Source organism: Pseudomonas sp. ADAK2 (assembly GCF_012935755.1).
GTDB lineage: Bacteria > Pseudomonadota > Gammaproteobacteria > Pseudomonadales > Pseudomonadaceae > Aquipseudomonas.
The window spans coordinates 3,781,866-3,800,009 of sequence record NZ_CP052862.1 but is presented as its reverse complement, the minus strand read 5'-3'; the positions used below and the strand labels follow the sequence as shown (position 1 = coordinate 3,800,009).

Annotated in this window: 14 protein-coding genes; 9 read left to right on the top strand and 5 right to left on the bottom strand. The window is 60.0% G+C overall.

Going from position 1 to position 18,144, the window contains the following annotated elements; translation table 11 throughout:
* Positions 1 to 88: 88 nt before the first annotated feature.
* The 4 genes from HKK52_RS17550 to HKK52_RS17535 all read left to right on the top strand — a co-directional run bounded on the left by HKK52_RS17550 (position 89) and on the right by HKK52_RS17535 (position 7,332).
* Positions 89 to 3,364, top strand: coding sequence for a transglutaminase family protein (locus HKK52_RS17550; RefSeq protein WP_169371872.1), 3,276 nt, complete (start codon positions 89 to 91; stop codon positions 3,362 to 3,364).
* Between the two features lie 88 nt (positions 3,365 to 3,452).
* Entirely contained in the window at positions 3,453 to 5,939 is a 2,487-nt protein-coding gene (locus HKK52_RS17545; RefSeq protein ID WP_169371871.1) for a circularly permuted type 2 ATP-grasp protein, read from the top strand.
* Positions 5,939 to 6,829, top strand: a complete 891-nt coding sequence (locus HKK52_RS17540) for a transglutaminase family protein (protein ID WP_169371870.1) — start codon at positions 5,939 to 5,941, stop codon at positions 6,827 to 6,829. Before HKK52_RS17545 ends, HKK52_RS17540 begins: the two co-directional genes overlap by 1 nt.
* 125 nt (positions 6,830 to 6,954) lie before the next feature.
* A complete protein-coding gene (locus tag HKK52_RS17535; protein ID WP_169371869.1) occupies positions 6,955 to 7,332 on the top strand; it encodes an NUDIX hydrolase in 378 nt (125 codons plus the stop codon).
* Positions 7,333 to 7,405: 73 nt separating this feature from the next.
* Here the strand turns inward: HKK52_RS17535 and HKK52_RS17530 are convergent, their stop codons facing one another.
* A complete protein-coding gene (locus HKK52_RS17530; protein WP_169371868.1) occupies positions 7,406 to 7,597 on the bottom strand; it encodes a hypothetical protein in 192 nt (63 codons plus the stop codon).
* 68 nt (positions 7,598 to 7,665) lie between these two features.
* On the bottom strand, positions 7,666 to 8,253 hold the full coding sequence (locus HKK52_RS17525) for a TIGR00730 family Rossman fold protein (RefSeq protein ID WP_169371867.1): 588 nt from the start codon (positions 8,251 to 8,253) through the stop codon (positions 7,666 to 7,668).
* Positions 8,254 to 8,596: 343 nt separating this feature from the next.
* Here HKK52_RS17525 and azu point away from each other — a divergent pair, with 343 nt between their 5' ends.
* A complete protein-coding gene (gene azu, locus HKK52_RS17520; RefSeq protein WP_169371866.1) occupies positions 8,597 to 9,043 on the top strand; it encodes an azurin in 447 nt (148 codons plus the stop codon).
* Between the two features lie 239 nt (positions 9,044 to 9,282).
* Positions 9,283 to 10,209: a hypothetical protein gene (locus HKK52_RS17515; RefSeq protein ID WP_169371865.1), complete on the top strand. Its 927-nt coding sequence runs from the start codon at positions 9,283 to 9,285 to the stop codon at positions 10,207 to 10,209.
* 96 nt (positions 10,210 to 10,305) lie between these two features.
* Here the strand turns inward: HKK52_RS17515 and nadE are convergent, their stop codons facing one another.
* From nadE to HKK52_RS17500, 3 genes are all read right to left on the bottom strand, one after another.
* The gene (gene nadE, locus HKK52_RS17510; protein WP_169371864.1) at positions 10,306 to 11,133 is read right to left on the bottom strand and encodes an ammonia-dependent NAD(+) synthetase; all 828 of its coding nucleotides are present in this window, start codon (positions 11,131 to 11,133) and stop codon (positions 10,306 to 10,308) included.
* 4 nt (positions 11,134 to 11,137) lie between these two features.
* The gene (gene pncB, locus HKK52_RS17505) at positions 11,138 to 12,361 is read right to left on the bottom strand and encodes a nicotinate phosphoribosyltransferase (RefSeq protein ID WP_169371863.1); all 1,224 of its coding nucleotides are present in this window, start codon (positions 12,359 to 12,361) and stop codon (positions 11,138 to 11,140) included.
* 149 nt (positions 12,362 to 12,510) lie between these two features.
* Positions 12,511 to 13,422 (bottom strand): LysR family transcriptional regulator, encoded by a 912-nt coding sequence (locus HKK52_RS17500; RefSeq protein ID WP_169371862.1) that lies wholly within the window; start codon positions 13,420 to 13,422, stop codon positions 12,511 to 12,513.
* A 185-nt stretch (positions 13,423 to 13,607) separates the two neighbouring features.
* Here HKK52_RS17500 and amaB point away from each other — a divergent pair, with 185 nt between their 5' ends.
* From amaB to HKK52_RS17485, 3 genes are all read left to right on the top strand, one after another.
* Positions 13,608 to 15,098 carry an L-piperidine-6-carboxylate dehydrogenase gene (gene amaB / locus HKK52_RS17495; protein WP_133839412.1) on the top strand — a complete coding sequence of 497 codons (1,491 nt, stop codon included), beginning with the start codon at positions 13,608 to 13,610 and terminating at the stop codon, positions 15,096 to 15,098.
* A 163-nt stretch (positions 15,099 to 15,261) separates the two neighbouring features.
* Positions 15,262 to 16,545 carry an L-pipecolate oxidase gene (amaA, locus tag HKK52_RS17490; protein WP_169371861.1) on the top strand — a complete coding sequence of 428 codons (1,284 nt, stop codon included), beginning with the start codon at positions 15,262 to 15,264 and terminating at the stop codon, positions 16,543 to 16,545.
* 364 nt (positions 16,546 to 16,909) lie between these two features.
* Entirely contained in the window at positions 16,910 to 18,043 is a 1,134-nt protein-coding gene (locus tag HKK52_RS17485) for a branched-chain amino acid ABC transporter substrate-binding protein (protein WP_169371860.1), read from the top strand.
* Positions 18,044 to 18,144: the final 101 nt, after the last annotated feature.

Genomic DNA, 18,144 nt, shown 5'->3' with positions numbered 1-18,144 from the left:
TAAGCAAATCTGTGAAAGCGCCTGCGCTGCTGGGTGGCATAAGTCTTGCGCGCTTTCGAATACGCTTAAGGCTCGCAGGAGGCACGCCGTGTCGATTCATGTCGCATTGCATCACGTCACGCACTACCGCTACGACCGTGCTGTCGAGCTCGGTCCGCAGATTGTTCGCCTGCGCCCGGCGGCCCACAGTCGCACGCGGATTTTGTCCTATGCGCTGAAAGTTTCGCCCGAGCAGCACTTCATCAACTGGCAACAAGACCCCCAGGGCAATTACCTGGCGCGGTTGGTGTTCCCGGAGAAAACCGATGAGCTGCGGATCGAAGTCGACTTGCTGGCAGAAATGGCAGTGTTCAATCCGTTCGACTTCTTCCTGGAGCCCTACGCCGAAAAGATCCCGTTCACCTACGCCGCCGATGAGCGCAAGGAGCTGGCGCCGTACCTGGAAACCTTGCCCCTGACGCCGAAGTTCAAGGCCTACCTGGACGGCATCGACCGCACGCCGCTGCCCAGCGTCGATTTTCTCGTCGCCCTCAACCAACGCCTGAGTGACGACATCGGCTACCTGATCCGCATGGAGCCCGGCGTCCAGACCCCCGAACACACCCTCGAACATGCCTCCGGTTCCTGCCGCGATTCGGCGTGGCTGCTGGTGCAACTGTTGCGCAACCTCGGCTTGGCGGCGCGTTTTGTCTCCGGCTACCTGATCCAGTTGACCGCCGACGTCAAAAGTCTCGACGGACCCTCCGGCACCGACGTGGACTTCACCGATTTGCACGCCTGGTGCGAGGTCTACTTGCCCGGCGCCGGCTGGGTCGGCCTGGACGCGACCTCAGGACTGTTTGCCGGTGAAGGACATATTCCGTTGGCGTGTAGTCCCGATCCGGGCTCTGCGGCACCGATCAGTGGCTTGGTGGAACCGTGCGAGTGCGAATTCACCCACGAAATGTCCGTGGAGCGCATTTGGGAAGCGCCGCGCGTCACTAAGCCCTACACCGAAGATCAATGGCTGGCGATCCAGGCGCTGGGCCGGCAGATCGATGCCGATCTGCTCGAAGGTGACGTGCGCCTGACCATGGGCGGCGAACCGACCTTCGTTTCCATCGATGACCCGGACGGCGCCGAATGGAACACCGCAGCCCTTGGCCCGGATAAGCGTCGCCTGTCCGCCGAACTGTTTCAGCGCATGCGCAGGCATTACGCGCCCAAAGGCCTGGTGCATTTCGGCCAGGGCAAGTGGTATCCGGGCGAGCAGCTGCCGCGCTGGTCACTGAATTGCTATTGGCGCCGTGACGGTGTGCCGATCTGGCACAACAGCGCGCTGATCGCCGATGAACAGGAAGACTACGGCGCCGACGGCGAACTGGCCGGGCGCTTTCTGGCGAGTGTCGCCGAACGCCTGAAAATTCCGACACGCTTTGTGTTTCCGGCCTACGAAGACAATTTCTATTACCTCTGGCGCGAAGGCGCTTTGCCGCAAAACGTCAGTGCCGAAGACTCGCGCCTGGAAGAACCGCTGGAGCGGGCGCGACTGCGTAAAGTCTTCAGCCAAGGGCTGGACAAGGTCATCGGCCAGGTCCTGCCGCTGGCGCGCACCGCCAAGGGTGATCAATGGCAGAGCGGTCGCTGGTACCTGCGCGATGAACACTGCCGGTTGGTGCCGGGGGATTCGCCGCTGGGTTATCGCTTGCCGCTGGGCTCGCAGCCTTGGGTGAAAGCGGCCGAATATCCCTTCATCTACCCCAACGACCCGAACCAGGCATTCCCGGCGCTGCCGGACACCCAGCAATTGAACAGTCCGGGCACGCCGGCCGAAGCGGTTGAACGGGATATCGAGGTCGACGAATCCGCCGACTGGCTGACCCGCACCGCGTTCTGCGCCGAAGCGCGGGAGGGACGCTTGTACCTGTTCATGCCGCCGCTGGAACGGGTCGAGGATTATCTGGAATTGGTCGCGGCCATCGAGGCCACCGCCGAGGAATTGCTCTGTCCGGTCTTGCTCGAAGGCTATGAACCGCCAAGCGATCCGCGCCTGAGCAACTTCCGCATCACCCCGGACCCGGGCGTGATCGAGGTCAACGTGCAGCCGTCCGCCACGTGGGATGAGCTGGTGGAACGCACCGAATTTCTTTACGAAGAAGCACGCCAGACCCGCCTGACCACCGAGAAATTCATGATCGACGGCCGCCACACCGGCACCGGTGGCGGTAACCATTTCGTCCTGGGTGGCGCGACGCCGGCTGACTCACCGTTTTTGCGCCGTCCCGACTTGCTGCGCAGCCTGATCAGTTACTGGCATAACCATCCATCCTTGTCCTACTTGTTTTCCGGACTGTTCATCGGCCCGACGTCACAGGCGCCACGGGTGGATGAAGCGCGTAACGACTCGTTGTATGAGCTGGAAATCGCCTTCGCCCAGATGCCGAAACCGGGGGAAGAGTGCGCGCCATGGCTGGTGGATCGACTGCTGCGTAACTTGTTGATCGATGTCACCGGCAACACCCACCGCGCCGAGTTCTGCATCGACAAGCTCTACTCGCCGGACGGTGCGACCGGGCGTCTCGGCTTGCTGGAGTTGCGCGCCTTTGAAATGCCGCCCCATGCCCGTATGAGCCTGGCGCAGCAATTGTTGCTGCGGGCGCTGGTGGCGCGGTTCTGGCGCGAACCGTATGCGCCGCCGAAACTGGCGCGCTGGGGCACCGAGCTGCACGATCGCTTCCTGCTGCCGCACTTTATCGAGCAGGATTTCGCCGACGTCATCGTCGACCTGAATGCCGCCGGTTATCCGGTGCGGGCCGAGTGGTTTGCCGCGCATCTGGAGTTTCGTTTTCCCAAGGTCGGCGACTACGCCGTCAGTGGCATCGAGCTGGAAGTGCGTCAGGCCCTGGAGCCTTGGCATGTGCTGGGCGAGGAGGGCGCGGTGGGCGGCACGGTGCGTTATGTGGATTCGTCCCTGGAGCGCTTGCAGGTCAAAGTCACGGGACTGGCGCCGCAGCGTTACCTGCTGACGTGTAACGGCATCCCGGTGCCGCTGCAACCGACCGGCCGGGTTGGCGAATTCGTCGCCGGCGTGCGCTTTCGGGCCTGGCAACCGTCCAACTGCCTGCAACCGACCATCCCGGTCCACGCGCCGCTGGTGTTCGACCTGCTCGACACCTGGATGGAACGTTCCCTGGGCGGCTGTCAGTACCACGTCGCCCATCCGGGCGGGCGCAACTACGACAGTTTGCCGGTGAACGCCAATGAAGCGGAGAGCCGCCGCATGGCGCGATTCTTCCGAATCGGACACACCCCTGGGAAACTTCCTATACCGAACGTGACGATTAACGACGAGCTGCCGATGACGCTCGATTTACGACGTTTCTAAGCCCTACACGACGCTCGGATTTTTCGTATATCCGGGCGTCATGAGCCTGCGTTAGTCTGACCGTTCTTTGCTGTCTGCCGAGCTCTCCATGCCTGACCTGCTTGACCGCTACCCGCTGACGGCGGGCACTTATCACGAACTGCTCGACGACAGCGGCGCGGTGCGCCCGCACTGGCGTCGGCTGTTCGACCAATTGCAACGCAGCACCCCGGCGCAACTGGTGCAGCGCCAGGCGTTGTTGACCCGGCAAATCCAGGAAAACGGCGTGACCTACAACGTCTATGCCGACCCCAAGGGTGCCGATCGCCCGTGGGAACTGGACCTGTTGCCCCATGTAATTGCCGCCGATGAGTGGCAGCAATTGTCCGCCGGGATTGTCCAGCGGGCGCGTTTGCTCAATGCGGTGCTGGCCGACCTTTATGGCCCGCAGCGTTTGATCGCTGAAGGGCTGCTGCCGGCCGAGCTGGTGTTCGGACACAACAACTTTTTATGGCCTTGTCAGGGCATTTCTCCGCCTGACGGGGCCTTTTTGCATCTGTATGCCGTGGATCTGGCGCGCACGCCTGATGGTCGTTGGTGGGTGACGGCGGACCGGACCCAGGCGCCGTCCGGTGCCGGTTATGCGCTGGAAAACCGCACCATCGTGTCCCGGGCCTTCCCCGAGTTGTACCGGGATTTGAAAGTGCAGCACCTGGCCGGCTTCTTTCGCACCTTGCAGGAAACATTGGCCCGTCAGGCACCGTGTGACGATGAGGCGCCGCTTGTGGTGCTGCTGACGCCGGGCCGCTTCAACGAAAGCTATTTCGAACACTTGTACCTGGCACGACAGCTCGGTTATCCACTGGTGGAGGGCGGCGACCTGACCGTTCGTGACGCCACCGTCTACCTGAAAACCCTGAGCGGTCTGCGCCGGGTCCACGCGATCATGCGCCGCCTCGACGATGATTTCTGCGACCCATTGGAGTTGCGCACCGACTCGGCCCTCGGCGTGCCGGGGTTGCTGGAAGCCGTGCGTCAGGGCCGGGTGCTCGTTGCCAATGCCTTGGGCAGCGGCGTGCTGGAGTCGCCGGGGTTGCTGGGCTTCCTGCCAAGGATCAATCAATTCCTGTTCGGCGAAGAACTGATCCTGCCATCCATCGCCACATGGTGGTGCGGTGAAGCGCCGGTATTGGCCCAGGCTTTGGAAAAGCTCCCGGAATTACTGATCAAACCGGCGTTTCCGTCCCAGAGCTTTGCGCCGGTGTTTGGCCGGGATTTGAGTGAAAAACAGCGCCAGGCGCTGGCTGAGCGCATGCGAGCGCGACCTTATGCCTATGTGGCGCAAGAATTGGCGCAACTGTCCCAGGCGCCGATCTGGCAGGCCGAGGACGGTCAGTTGCAGCCTCGAGCCATCGGCATGCGCGTGTATGCGGTGGCCAGTCGCGATGGTTATCGGGTATTGCCTGGTGGATTGACCCGAGTGGCCGCCGAGGCCGACGCCGAAGTGGTGTCGATGCAGCGCGGTGGCGCGAGCAAGGACACGTGGGTGCTCGGTGAGCGAGCCCCCAGCGGCGAACAATGGAAAACCCAGCGCACCATTGGTGTTCATGACTTGGTGCGCCGCGATCCTTATCTGCCTTCGCGGGTGGTGGAGAACCTGTTCTGGTTCGGCCGTTACTGCGAGCGCTGCGATGACAGCGCGCGGCTGCTGCGGATCATGCTGGCGCGTTATGTCGATGGCGATGACCCGCAAGCGCTGGAGGCGGCGGTTGATCTGGGCGAACGGCTGCACCTGTTGCCCGATGAAGGCGAACTGCCGGAGCGTTTGCTTGCTGCACTGTTGGGCGATGACTGGCCGTTCAGCCTGCGTTCCAACCTGCAACGTTTGCAATGGGCGGCCTCGCAAGTGCGCGGCAAGCTCTCACGGGAAAACTGGCAGGCGCTGGTGGAGTTGCAGCGCGAGGCCATTGAACTGGAAACCGAAGAGCCTGATTTCGGCGAGTTGCTGGATTTCCTCAACCGCTTGGTGATGTCCCTGGCGGCGCTGTCCGGTTTTGCATTGGACGATATGACCCGGGACGAAGGCTGGCGCTTCCTGATGATCGGCCGGCGGATCGAGCGCTTGCAGTTTCTCAGCGCCAGTCTCGCGGCGTTTCTGCGCGGTGCCGGGGCCTTTGATCAGGCCGGGCTCGAATGGCTGCTGGAACTGGGTAACAGCAGCATCACTTATCGCTCGCGGTATTTGGCGGTGGCGCAGTTGATCCCGGTGCTTGACCTGTTGCTGCTGGACGAGCAGAACCCGCACGCGGTGCTGTTCCAGTTGAAATTGGTGACCCGAACCTTGAAGCGCCTGAATGACGATTTCGGCGCACCGCGCGAGGCTGGGCTGCCGCAGTTGGTGGAGCGCTTGATGCACTTCGATCTGGGTTGCCTGGAGAACTCGCTGTTTGGCGAAGCCAGCGTCCACGCGGCCGTCGAGGGCTTGGCTGATCTGCTGCAAGAAATCTCTGATGCCAGCAGCCAGGTTTCGGATCGTTTGGCCCTGCGCCATTTTGCCCATGTCGATGATGTCAGCCAGCGCACGGTGTCCGTCTGATGAATGCCCGTTACCAGATTTTCCACGACACCCATTATCACTACGACAGCCCGGTATCCCTGGCCCAGCAACTGGCGCACTTGTGGCCGCGGGCCTGCGCCTGGCAGCACTGCACCGCCCAGGCATTGTTGATCAGCCCGCAGCCGACGACCCGTCGGGATGAACTGGACGTGTTCGGCAATCCGCTGACCCGCCTGGCGTTCGAGCGACCCCACGATGAGTTGCTGGTGAACGCCGAGCTCACGGTCGAAGTGCTGGCCCGGCCGATCCTGGATTTCACTCAATCGCCGGCCTGGGAAGCAACCCGCAATGCGCTGACCTACAGCAGTCAGCCGCTTTCACCGCAGTTGCTGGAGGCTTGCCGCTATCGTTTCGAATCGCCGTACGTGCATTTGAAGCGCAACTTCGTCGAGTTCTCGGAAAGCTGTTTCCCTCCGGGGCGGCCGCTGCTGTTGGGCGTCCAGGCGTTGATGGAGAAGATCTTCAGCGAGTTCACCTTCGATGCCGAGGCAACCCAGGTGGCCACGCCACTGGTGGAAGTGCTGGAGCGACGGCGCGGCGTCTGTCAGGACTTCGCGCACCTGATGCTTGCCTGTGTGCGCTCTCGCGGTTTGGCGGCGCGCTACATCAGCGGCTATTTGCTGACCCAGCCACCACCGGGCCAGCCGCGATTGATCGGCGCCGATGCGTCCCATGCCTGGGTCTCGGTGTTTTGCCCGGTACTGGGCTGGGTGGATTTTGACCCGACCAACAATGTGCAGCCGGCGCTGGAACACATCACCCTGGCCTGGGGCCGGGACTTTTCCGATGTGTCGCCACTGCGTGGGGTGATTCTTGGCGGCGGTAACCACGATCCGGAGGTTCGGGTGACGGTGATGCCGCTGGACTGAGCCGATCGTTCCCACGCTCCGCGTGGGAATGCAGCCCGGGACGCTCCGCGTCCCAAGTCGGACGCAGAGCGTCCATTGAGGCATTCCCACGCAGAGCGTGGGAACGATCATTAGGAGGAAATCCAATGTTCCCGGTTTCAATCAAAGGCGTCCTGCAATCCCCCGAAGGCCTCATCGTGTTGATGCTCAACGAGCGCGACGAATGGGAGTTACCGGGTGGGCGGATTGAACTGGGCGAGACGGCACCGGACTGCCTGGCACGGGAAATCGCCGAGGAGTTGGACGTCGAGGTGGGGGTGGGAGAGCCGCTGGATTCGTATCTGTTCGAGGTGATCCCCGGTAAACACGTGTTTATCTCGACCTACCGCTGCCAGTTGCTGGGCGGTTTTGTGCCGAAAGTCAGTCATGAACACAAGGAGATCGGGCTGTTTGATCCGGCGCATTTACCGGCCAACTTGCCCAAGGGGTATCGCGATTCGATTTGCAAAGCGTTGGGCCTGTGAGGGTCAGCAGCCGTGCTGCTGACCCTGGACACAGATCCGGTGAGCCTGATCAGATCATCGGGCTCTGAGGGTCTCAGGCGTCGGGCGCCTGATCTTTCGGTGCTTCAGCATCATCTTCTGCCACCACTTCACCTTCTGCATCCGGGTTCAGTGCTGCTGCTTCTTCTTCAGCTGTAGCTTTCTTGCGCTGAAGCTTTTCCTCTTTCTTCTGCTCCTTGGCCAAGTCTCTCTGACGTTTGGCGAAGGAATAATTAGGTTTAGCCATGGGCGATCCTCTGGGGTCGAAGGTGAGGTTGAGCGGCGCATATTCTGCCTTGTATCGGTGCCTAGCCGTTAGCTGGGTTTTTGCTCGGCCCATTTTGGCAGGATCGAGGGTTGCCAGGCGTCCAGAGCATCGATCAAGGTTTGCGGCGATTCGCTCACTTGCAGCATGTCACGGTGTGGTTCGCGAACGAAGCCTTCGCCGACGATATGATCAAGAAAAGCGGTCAATTGACCATAGAAACCGTTTACTTCGAGCAAACCGAGGGGTTTGCCGTGGTAGCCGAGCTGACCCCAGGTCCAGACCTCGAACAGCTCTTCCAGCGTGCCGAGGCCGCCGGGCAGGGCGATAAACGCATCGCTGAGTTCCGCCATCCGCGCCTTGCGTGCATGCATGCCGTCGACCACTTCCAGGCGCGTCAGGCCGCTATGGCCGATTTCCTTATCCTTGAGGCTTTGCGGGATGATCCCGATCACTTCGCCACCGGCCGCCAGTGCCGCATCGGCGACGACCCCCATCAGCCCGACGGCGCCGCCGCCATAGACCAGGGTCAGCTTGCGCTCGGCCAATGCGCGCCCCAAGGCGACAGCCGCTTCACGATAAGCCGGGTTGGTGCCGGTGCTGGCACCGCAGAAAACACAAACGGATGCGATAGACATGCCTTACTCCAGGGTCAGGATGGCCACAGAGTAAAGGCACGCACGCATCGATCCAAGGCTTAAACCTCGCGTTTGGGTGTTTCATAGGTGCCGCTGGCGCCACAGGCGTAAGCGGCGAGCAAACTGCACAAAAAGCTGTTGATGGACATGACCGGCGCTCCAGATGAGTGATGACGACCTGAGGATAGGGCCGGACCAGACGCCTGGCTGTTAGATTGTTTCGATGAGTGTCATAGCCCGAAAGTTGTATACAATTTTTGATTCAGGTCATAGGAACTTGCGAAGTTTTCAGGCAGTCTTCTGTCCATTCGCGATTTTGTTAACCCTGCCTTGGAGATTCACCATGTTTGCCAAACTTGTTGCGGTATCCCTGCTGACGCTGGCCAGCAGCCAATTGATGGCTGCCGAGTGCAAGACCACCATCGACTCCACAGACCAGATGTCCTTCAACACCAAGGCCATCGAAATCGACAAGAGCTGCAAGACCTTCACCGTTGAGCTGACCCACTCCGGCAGCCTGCCGAAAAACGTCATGGGCCATAACTGGGTGCTGAGCAAAGAAGCTGACATGCAGCCAATCGCCACCGCTGGCCTGGCCGCGGGTATCGACAAGAACTACCTGCCGGAAGGCGACGCACGCATCATCGCCCACACCAAGATCATCGGTGCCAAGGAAACCGATTCGGTGACCTTCGACGTGTCGAAACTGGCTGCCGGCGAAGCGTACGGTTTCTTCTGCTCGTTCCCGGGCCACATCTCGATGATGAAAGGCACGGTTACTCTTAAGTAACGAGTTGCGCTACTCCCTGAAAAACGCCGCTGCGAAGCTCTCGCAGCGGCGTTTTTTTTGGTGAAAATTTAGCCCTCTTTGATGAGGGGTAATCACCAAGGCAACTAATACCGCTGGTCGGAAAGCAAATTTGACCTGTTATTTCTGACAGTAGACGGCTTTTTGAGTCAGGTGTCAGATGCGCAAGACGTCGCGCATCTCGCTGCGGCGATACAGTCAAAAACATAGGGAGTATGTTCATGACCAGTGATGCTTCGATTCGAAAACACGTACAGCCCCTTGAGGCAAATGTTCCACCTGTGGTGAAGCAGGCTGTTGTGATTTTCGCTGTGACAGATTCAAACGGAACATCAATTCCCAACGGCGGTTCCACCAGTGATGGCGGCCTCCGGTTTATTGGATATGCACCAGCCAATCAGCGGGTCGTCATTCGTGACAGTTACTTACGTGTCATTGAAGTCTTGTCCGATGCCAATGGCGCTTGGTCCGCGAGAGTAGAAGATCAAATATCTGATGTTCATGAGTACAGGGCCGTCGTTGACAGTGTCGTATCACAGCCATGGGCGGTCCACGTGCAGAGCGGATCGGCTGTGCGAATTGATTTGGTGAAAGACGTGAACGGCAATCCTGTCCCTCCTGGTAGCGTTACCCATGAAACGGTTTTGTTTCTGGAGGGGCGCGTCAGTAAACCCGGTTCGGAACTGGAGGTTTTGGACGACTTCACCCACCTGAGTTGGGTCCAACCACAAACTGACGGTAAATTCGTCTTCCAGCCGCAATCCCTGTTACCCGGTTATCACGTCTTCAGAGCTATTTCGGGTGAGAATAACGTGTCAGAGCCTTGGGAGATTGAGGTGGCTGAGAGGCGGAACACTGTTATCAGTCGCGTCAGCGAAAATGACCAGAACGGTGCGGATGTGACAGATGGTGGTATCACATTCGCAACGACATTGAGTTTTGTCGGCTCCAGTGCGCCTGGCAAGACAGTCAATCTCTATCTGGGTTCAGACGTGGTGTCCCGGAGCGAGGTTGATCCAAACGCCCACTGGAGTGCGGTTGTGAACGATCTGAAACCTGGTGAGCACATGTTTTTTGCACAGACAGACAATGAGCCGGGAGCGACGTGGTTTGTGACCGTACTGGAGTTGATTGACCCGTTGCGTTGATCGTCCTGTTTTGTAGCGCATTAACGAAATAAAAAGCCCACCGAACGTTGCCGTCCCGGTGGGCTTTTTTTGTACTGATTTTTCGGGCGATACCGCTTACGGCGCAAACGGCATCACCCGTTTGTGATGTGTCTTCTTGTACGTATCACAAATAATTTTGAACGCATCCTCACGCACCGGTTCGCCGTGCAGGAACGCATCGATCTCGGCATAGGTCACGCCATGGGATGCTTCGTCCGGCTTGCCCGGCGACAGGTCTTCAAGGTCGGCTGTCGGGATTTTCTCAACCAGCGATTCCGGCGCACCGAAGCTGCGAGCAATCGCCCGGACCTGGTTCTTCACCAGCCCGCTCAACGGAGCCAAATCGCAGGCACCGTCACCGAATTTGGTGAAGAAACCCATCACCGCCTCCGCCGCGTGGTCTGTACCGATCACCAAGCCGTGGGCCGCGCCGGCGATGGTGTACTGGGCGACCATGCGCATCCGCGCCTTGGTGTTGCCGAGCACGAAATCCACCGACACCGCATGTTTGCCTTCGAACGCCGCCACTTCACTGGCCAGGGATTTGACCGCCGGGCCGATGTTCACCGTGTGGCGCTCGTCCGGGGCGATGAAGTCCACCGAGGCCTGGGCATCGTGTTCATCGAACTGGGTTTCATACGGCAGGCGCACGGCGATGAACTTGTAGTCGGCCTCGCCGGTGCGCTCTCGCAGTTCGCGCATGGCGCGCTGGGCCAGCAGGCCGGCGGTCAGGGAATCGACGCCGCCGCTGATGCCGAGCACCAGGGTCTTGAGCCCGGAATTGACCAGGCAATCCTGGATAAAGGTAATCCGCCGGGCGACTTCAGCCTCGAGGGCGGCCTGGTCGGCGAACGGCGGCTGGACCTTGAGCTGTTCAGCAATCTCACGCTGTTCGGCTTGCATGAATTCACTCCTTGCTAGGAATACTGGAAAGGGCAGGTACTTTGAAAACGTGTCGCAAATAGGCGACGAAATTCGGGTCTTTGCAGTGAGTCTTGCCTGGCTCATCAGAAATCTTGGCCACGGGCTGACCGTTGCAGGCGGTCATTTTAAGCACGATGCTCATCGGTTCAACACCCGGAATGTCACAGGTCAGGTTGGTGCCGATGCCGAAGCTGACATTGATCCGACCGCGCAACGCACGGAATATTTCCAGGGACTTGGGCAGCGTCAGACTGTCGGAGAACACCAGCGTCTTGCTCATCGGGTCGATGCCGAGCTTGTGGTAGTGCGCGATGGATTTTTCCGCCCACAGCACCGGATCCCCGGAGTCATGGCGCAAGCCGTCGAAGAGCTTGGCGAAATACAAGTCGAAATCACCGAGGAAGGCATCGGTGGTGATGCAGTCGGTCAGGGCGATCCCGAGCAAGCCGCGATATTCGCGAACCCAGCAATCGAGGGCAGCAATCTGGCTGTCGATCAGCCGTGGGCCGAGTTGCTGATGGGCCATGATCCACTCATGGGCCATGGTGCCCAGGGGTTTCATGTCCAGTTCGCGGGACAGATGCACGTTGCTGGTGCCGACGAAACGTCCGGGGAAATCGTGCTTGAGCACGTTCACCACTTCTTCCTGCACGCGGTAGGAAAAACGCCGGCGTGTGCCGAAATCGGCGACCTGCAACTCGGACAATTCGTCGCTGCTGGCGTTGGAGGTCAGCCAGTCGAACTTGCGATAGAGCTGCTCACGGGCCTGTTCCAGAACGACTTCGCGGTAGCGATAGCGGTTACGTACTTCGCTGACAATCGCCAGCATCGGCACTTCGAACAGAATCACATGCAGCCACGGCCCGCGCAGTCGGATAAACAACTCGCCGTTTTCAATGCCGGTGTGAACGTAGCGCAGATTGAAGCGGAACAAGCCGAGAAAGCGCAGGAAGTCCGGCTTCATGAAGCTGATGCGCTCCAGGAAACTCAACTGGTCGGCACTCAGGCTCAACTCGGCCAGGCGCTCGATCTGGTAACGAATCTCCGCCAGGTACGGGCGCAAATCCTCACTGTTACGGCAACGAAACTCCCATTCGACTTCGACGTTAGGGTAGTTGTGCAGCACCGCCTGCATCATCGTCAGTTTGTAGAAGTCGGTGTCGAGCAGGTTCTGCACGATGCGATCGCCGAATACGCTCTCGCTCATAAGGGAATCTCCAGGCTGGTCGCGGCCCGTGGTCGCGACGTTTCAGCTGTTTCAATGAATGGGGGTAGTGGCGCATATCAGAGGCTGTTATTGCCAGTGATTTTTTAGACCTCGTCGGATTCCTGTGATCGCGAGCCTTTGTGGCGACCCTAGAGTTGTGGTGTGTGCGGACTATCAATCTGCTCCAGCATCCACTTCACAAAATCCCGCACCTTGGGCACTTCCGCCGAATGCTCGGGGTACGCCAGGTAATACGCGTCGGAGCTAGGCATCGCATGCTTCCACGGAATGACCAGTTTGCCGTCAGCCAATTCCTCCTCCACCAGAAACCGCGGCAACAACGCTACGCCGCAGCCAACCTGAGCGGCACGGATGCACATATAGAAGGTTTCGAAGCGCGGGCCGTGGTAGCTGTGTTCGGTGTGGTAGCCCTGGTTATCGAACCAGTCGTGCCAGGCCTGTGGCCGGGAGGCGTTTTGCAGCAGGACCAGGTCGGCGAGTTGCGTCGGGTCGGTGAACGGCGTGTCCGGCAGGCTGCCCGGTGCACACACAGGAACAAGCTCTTCGCCGAACAGTTTCAGGCTTTCGGTGCCGGGCCGTGAGCCTTGGCCGAAGTAGAACGCCAGGTCGCTGCGACCTTGCAGCAAATCGTCGGCTTCTTGCTCGCTGCACAGGTCGAGGTGAATCGACGGATGGCGCAGGCGCCAGCCTTTCAGGCGCGGCACCAACCAGCGTGCGCCGAAGGTAGGCGGCGTCGACACGCGCAGGACTTCGGTATCGCCACCGTAGGAACGTAGGTAATGGGTCGACATCTCGACCTGGGTGAGGATTTTTCGTACTTCCACCAGGTACAAATCACCGGCCGGGGTCATTTGCAGGCGTCGGCGCACCCGGCGGAACAGCAGGTGCTGCAGCAGTTCTTCGAGTTGCGCCACCTGTTTGCTGACGGCGCTCTGGGTCAGGTTCAACTCTTCGGCGGCCCGGGTGAAGCTCAGATGCCGGGTCACGGCCTCGAAACACTGCAGGGCGGTGATCGACGGCAAGTAGCGTTTATTCAGCATGGGTGGTCCTTTTTCTTGTTGCTCTATGCTTTTCTTTTACCGACAGATGCGAAGCATGAATAAACGGAATGATATCTCGCTTAATGGTCGTTTGTTGGCTCGTCTGAGTGGCGCTACAACTACAGGCCTGATCAGCCGTGATTTCCCGGCTGCACGATTTCCGTTTTTTGCTTGAGGAGTGACCCATGGTTGCCGCATTGCTTGATCGTCTTGGTGTGAACCCGGCCCTGTACCAGAACGGCAAAGTGCCGGTGCATTCGCCGATCGATGGCAGCCAGATTGCCGCCGTGAATTGGGAAGGCGCTGCCGAAGTCGAGCAGCACATCAGTCGCGCAGATCATGCGTTCGAATTGTGGCGCAAGGTCCCGGCACCGCGCCGTGGCGAATTGGTGCGCCAACTGGGCGACATCCTGCGTGAATATAAAGCTGATCTCGGTGAGCTGGTTTCCTGGGAAGCCGGCAAGATCACCCAGGAAGGCTTGGGCGAAGTTCAGGAAATGATCGACATCTGCGATTTCGCCGTCGGTCTGTCCCGCCAGTTGTACGGCTTGACCATCGCTTCCGAGCGCCCTGGCCACCACATGCGCGAAACCTGGCACCCGCTGGGCGTCGTCGGCGTGATCAGTGCGTTCAACTTCCCGGTCGCGGTCTGGGCCTGGAACACCGCGCTGGCGCTGGTGTGCGGTAACCCGGTGATCTGGAAACCGTCGGAAAAAACCCCGCTGACCGCACTGGCCTGTCAGGCGCTGTTCGACCGCGTACTGAAGAACTTCAGCGACGCACCGCCGCACCTGAGCCAAGTGATCATCGGTGGCCGCGATGCCGGCGAAGCATTGGTCGATGACCCGCGTGTCGCGCTGATCAGCGCCACCGGCAGCACCCGCATGGGCCGCGAAGTGGCGCCGAAAATCGCCGCACGCTTTGCTCGCAGCATTCTGGAACTGGGCGGCAACAACGCGATGATCCTCGGCCCAAGCGCCGACCTGGACATGGCCGTTCGCGCGATCCTGTTCAGCGCCGTCGGCACCGCCGGTCAGCGTTGCACCACGTTGCGTCGTTTGATTGCCCACGAATCGGTGAAGGAAGAAATCGTCACCCGCCTGAAGGCGGCGTACGCCAAGGTGCGTATCGGCAACCCGCTGGAAGGCAACCTGATCGGCCCGCTGATCGACAAAAACAGCTTCGAGAACATGCAGGAAGCGCTGGAGCAAGCCTTGAGCGAAGGCGGCCGGGTGTTTGGCGGCAAGCGTCAGCTGGAAGATAAATTCCCCAATGCCTACTACGTTTCGCCGGCCATCGTTGAGATGCCGGAGCAAAGCGACGTGGTGTGCAGCGAAACCTTCGCCCCGATCCTCTACGTGGTCGGTTACACCGATTTCAACGAAGCGATGCGCCTGAACAACGCCGTGCCGCAAGGCCTGTCGTCGTGCATCTTCACCACCGACGTGCGTGAAGCCGAGCAATTCATGTCGGACGTGGGCAGCGACTGTGGCATCGCCAACGTCAACATCGGCCCGAGCGGCGCGGAAATCGGCGGCGCGTTTGGTGGCGAGAAGGAAACCGGCGGTGGCCGTGAATCGGGCTCCGATGCATGGCGCGCCTACATGCGCCGCCAGACCAACACCGTGAACTATTCGCTGGAGTTGCCGTTGGCTCAGGGGATTACGTTCGACTGATGGGCTACGGAGCTTTTTGTTGATCGTTCCCATGCTCTGCGTGGGAATGCCTCAATGGACGCTCCGCGTTCGCTTTTGGGACGCAGAGCATCCCGGGCTGCATTCCCACGCAGAACGTGGGAACGATCAGGTGTGTGGTTAGGTTTCTGATTGGAGTCTGGCAATGCCGTTACGCGAAGAGTGTCTGTGGGAAAAACTGACGCCGCAAAGGCCTGATAACGCGGCGCTCAAGGGCGAAGTAACGGTCGATGTCTGCGTCATCGGCGCCGGTTTTACCGGGTTGTCGGCGGCGGTGCATTTGTTGGAAGCAGGTAAAAGCGTCTGCGTGCTGGAAGCCCATCGCGCCGGCCATGGCGGGTCCGGACGCAACGTCGGGCTGGTCAACGCCGGGATGTGGATTCCGCCGGACGAGATCGAAGCCGGATTTGGCGAAGCGGTGGGCAGTCAGCTCAACCGCATGCTTGGCGCGGCACCGTCCCTAGTGTTCAGCCTTGTGGACAAGTACAACATCGATTGCCAGTTACGCCGCGAAGGCACGCTGCACATGGCGCACAACGCCCGTGGCGAAGCCGATCTGCGCAGTCGTGAAGAACAATGGAAGCGCCGCGGGGCACCGGTTGAACTGTTGACCGGCCAGGCCTGCGAACAAGCGACCGGCACCAAAAAGATCGCCGCCGCGCTGCTTGACCGGCGTGCCGGCACGATTAATCCGATGGCTTACACGACCGGGCTGGCCAAAGCGGCCATCAACCTCGGCGGTCAGCTGTTCGATCATTCCCCGGTGATCCGGCTGGAACGTCAGGGCCAGCGCTGGTCGGTGCAAACCGCCCAAGGCTCGGTGCTTGCCGATCAGGTAGTGATCGCCTCCAACGCCTACACCGAAGGTGACTGGACCGAGTTGCGACGTAATTTCTTCCCCGGCTATTACTATCAAGTGGCTTCGGTGCCGCTGACTGATGACGCTGCGCAACAGATTCTGCCCGGCGGCCAAGGGTCCTGGGATACCCGCCAGGTGCTGAGCAGCATCCGTCGCGATAAGGACGGGCGCCTGTTGCTCGGCAGCCTCGGCAACGGCAATCAGAAACCGACCTGGTTCCTGAAAGCCTGGGCCGACCGCGTTCAGCAACATTACTTTCCCTACCTCAAACCGGTGGAGTGGGAATGCACCTGGACCGGTTGCATCGCTTTCACCCCCGATCACCTGATGCGCCTGTTCGAACCGGCGCCCGGTCTGGTGGCCGTCACCGGATACAACGGTCGGGGCGTCACGACTGGCACGGTGGTCGGCAAAGCGTTTGCCGATTATTTGTGTAACGGAAATCCTCAAGCGCTACCGATTCCGTTCGCGCCGATGCAGCCCCTGGCGGGTGTCGGCTTGCGCAGCTGTCTATATGAGGCCGGGTTTTCGCTGTATCACGCAGGCCAGTGCCTGCGGATCGTTATCTGATTGTTGAAATATGTTGCTGGAAGCGGCGCTTTTTCGCGCAGCGACTAGCCTGTAGTGGTGCGGGTTGTAGCAGTTGCGCACCACGAGTGTGCACTTCGGTGACGCAGGCTGTTACAGGCTGGTTGCACGTCGTTTGGCGCCGCGGTTGCAATGATGGCGCGTGCGGGTTGCGCCTTTTGAGATAAATGGTTTCACCTTCCGCGGTTTAGACGGTTGCACGCCCAATGAAAATGGGATCGAAACAGTCGAAATAACAATAAAGCAGCGACTTTTTTCAGAATAAAAAACCGATGGCACGGCCCTTGCTCTGAGCAACCAGCGAAGTCGCAGTGCCAACTAAAAAAAAACCTTGGAGCACCACCTCATGTCCCAGACGTTTTACAAGAAAGGCTTTCTGGCCCTCGCAGTGGCAACTGCGTTGGGTGTTTCTGCGTTTGCACAGGCTGATGTGAAAATCGGTGTGGCAGGTCCAATGACTGGCGCCAACGCGGCATTTGGCGAGCAGTACATGAAGGGTGCACAGGCAGCAGCTGATGCCATCAACGCATCGGGCGGCGTCAACGGGGAAAAAATCGTACTGGTCAAGGGCGATGACGCCTGCGAACCGAAACAGGCTGTGACGGTCGCCAAGGACCTGACCAACCAGAAAGTCGCTGGCGTCGTCGGCCACTTCTGCTCGTCGTCGACCATCCCGGCCTCCGAGATCTACGACGAAGCGGGCATCATCGCAATCACTCCAGGTTCCACCAACCCACAGGTGACCGAACGCGGCCTGAGCGCCATGTTCCGTATGTGCGGGCGTGACGACCAGCAAGGCATCGTGGCCGGCGACTACATCGTCGACGTGCTCAAGGGCAAAAAAGTTGCCGTGCTGCACGACAAAGACACCTACGGCCAAGGCCTGGCAGATGCTACCAAGGCTCAACTGGTCAAGCGCGGCGTAACGCCAGTGCTGTACGAAGGCCTGACCCGTGGCGAGAAAGACTTCAGCGCCGTGGTCACCAAGATCCGTGCGGCCGGTGCCGATGTGGTCTACTTCGGCGGCCTGCACCCGGAAGCCGGTCCACTGGTTAAACAACTGCGTACCGAAGGCCTGAAAGACGTGAAATTCATGTCTGATGACGGCATCGTGACCGACGAACTGGTGACCACCGCTGGCGGCCCGCAATACGTCGACGGCGTGCTCATGACCTTCGGCGCCGACCCGCGCCTGCTGCCAGACAGCAAGACCGTGGTGGACGAGTTCCGCAAGAAAGGCACCGAGCCTGAAGGCTACACCCTGTACGCCTACGCGTCGGTCCAGACCCTCGCTGCTGCCTTCAACGGCTCCAAGTCCAACAGTGGCGAAAAAGCCGCCGAGTGGCTGAAGAAAAACCCGGTCAAGACCGTCATGGGCGAGAAGACCTGGGACAGCAAGGGCGACCTGAAAGTCTCCGACTACGTGGTCTACCAGTGGGACAAGGACGGCAAATACCACCAGCTGGAAAAACAGAAGTGATATGAACCGTTGATTGCCCGGTGCCTTGTGCGCCGGGCAATCAAAGAACATGTCCGTGCAGTACCTGTCTTTTCTCGTAGAGCTGCACACAACCGTGTTGC